The sequence below is a fragment of the Saccharopolyspora sp. genome, assembly GCF_017434145.1.
GTDB classification, from domain to species: Bacteria; Actinomycetota; Actinomycetes; order Mycobacteriales; family Pseudonocardiaceae; genus Saccharopolyspora_C; species Saccharopolyspora_C galaxeae.
In genome coordinates this window covers 1-1,821 of the sequence record NZ_JAFRFW010000379.1, presented here as the reverse complement: position 1 = coordinate 1,821, position 1,821 = coordinate 1, and the positions used below count along the sequence as shown (strand labels likewise).

Sequence of the window (1,821 nt, the reverse complement as noted above, 5' to 3'; positions counted from 1 at the left end):
GCGAGCCGCCGCCGGTTGTTTACGTCACCGGATCGGACGAGGGGCGGCTCGCGGTGGCGGCGTGGAAGGCCGGCGCGGCGGCCTATGTGGTCAAGGCGGTCGGCGAGGATGTCTTCGACCTGCTCGCCGCCAGCTTCGAACAGGTGCTCGACCGCACCAGGCTGGAGCGTGCCAAGGCCGCGGCCGAGGCGGAGTTGCGCGCGTCCAACGCCCGGCTGGAGGCGATGCTGAGCGAGGTCAATCACCGCGTCGCCAATTCGCTCCAGCTCGTCTCGGCGATGATCGGGCTGCAAAAGGGCGTCATGACCGATGAGCGCGCGCGCGAGGCGCTGGAGGATACGCAGCGGCGCATCCGTGCGATCGCGCAGGTACACCGGCGACTCTACACCGCGAACGATGTCGAACAGGTCGACCTGCGCGACTATCTGGGCGCGCTGATCGAGGAGCTCGGCGAAAGCTGGTCGAGCGACGCGATGCCGCGCACGCTGACCCTGATGGCCGAACCGATCCGGGTGAAGACCGACCGCGCGGTGTCGATCGGGGTGATCGTGACCGAGCTGGTCACCAATGCCTGCAAATATGCCTATCCGGACGGCGCGGGCGAGGTGCGGATCCGGGTGGCGCGCGAAGATGCGCAATGCCTGTTGGTCGTCGAGGATGATGGCTGCGGCATGGCGGCGGATGAAGCGCCCAAGGGCACCGGGCTCGGCACCAAGCTGATCCGCGCGATGGCGCAGAGCCTGCAGACGGCGGTGGAATATGATCCCGCGCATCGCGGCGTGCGGGCGATGTTGCGGGTGCCGGTCTAGGGCGGCGGTTTCCCTTCGACTTCGCTCAGGCCGAACGGCGGTTGGGAAGTCGGGCCCATACGAACACCGGTTCAGCCTGAGCGAAGTCGAAGGCCACGCCCCCCTTCAAATTACCCGCATCACCAAGCGCCGCAGGCCCTTCAGAGCCACGCCCGACTCCGCGTGCGGCACCGCACTATAGCCATGAGTCGCGGTGGACGTATCCTGCGCCGCCGCAACCAAGCCAATGGTAGGGACCGCCACCTCGTCGACTGCCGGCCCTAAGCACCGTCCGTAACCCGCCATCCCCCTTGCTCCACCCGTGGCCGCGTCGACCGACAACCGGCCGATCGGAATAGGGTTCACCGGCGATACCGCGTCAGGGCTTGCGGAATTTGTAGACGAACTGGTCGGTCACCCCACGAATGGCGGGGTCGAAGACGTTCTTCGAATGATCGTCCGCCGGATTGCGCAGCACCCGGCTCTCACCCACGAAGCGGAAGCCGACCGACTGGACTTGACGCTTCACATAGTCCGGGTCGATCCGGTGCGTCGTGTTGGTGTTGGCTAGTCCCTTACCCACCGCATCGGCGTGATCGATGATTACGTACGTGCCACCGGACTTGAGCAGCTTGAACACCGCCTGGTCGAACGCGCGCAGCGCCGGCTCACCGGCATCCTTGTTGGCGACGTCGTGATAATTCTGGACGGTCCAGAACAGGTCGACCGGCTTGTCGGCGGCGGGCAGGTTCACCGCCTGCACCTGCGCGGTCGCATTGGGCAGGTTCAGCGCCTGGATCGCCCCCAGCGACTTCTCGGCATATTTCTGGGCGGCGGCGGGCCAATAGGCATAGACATGGCCCTTGGCCCCGACGACGCCGGAGAAGATACGGGTCCAATAGCCCTTGCCCGGCAGGTAATCGATCACAGTATCGCCGGGCTTCACGCCGGAAAAGGCGAGGACCGCCGCCGCCTGACGCCGCGCGTCATCGCCCGCCTGATCGGCGCGCGCCGGGTCGGCGAGCGCGGCGGT

At 66.9% G+C, this 1,821-nt stretch carries 2 protein-coding genes; one reads left to right on the top strand and one right to left on the bottom strand.

Annotated elements, in window-relative coordinates; translation table 11 throughout:
- A partial coding sequence (locus IJH84_RS10280) for a sensor histidine kinase (RefSeq protein ID WP_295143228.1) occupies window positions 1-809 on the top strand: 809 nt, incomplete at its 5' end.
- A gap of 358 nt (window positions 810-1,167) precedes the next feature.
- Here the strand turns inward: IJH84_RS10280 and IJH84_RS10275 are convergent.
- The coding region (locus IJH84_RS10275; RefSeq protein ID WP_295143226.1) for a hypothetical protein at window positions 1,168-1,821 on the bottom strand (654 nt) is incomplete at its 5' end.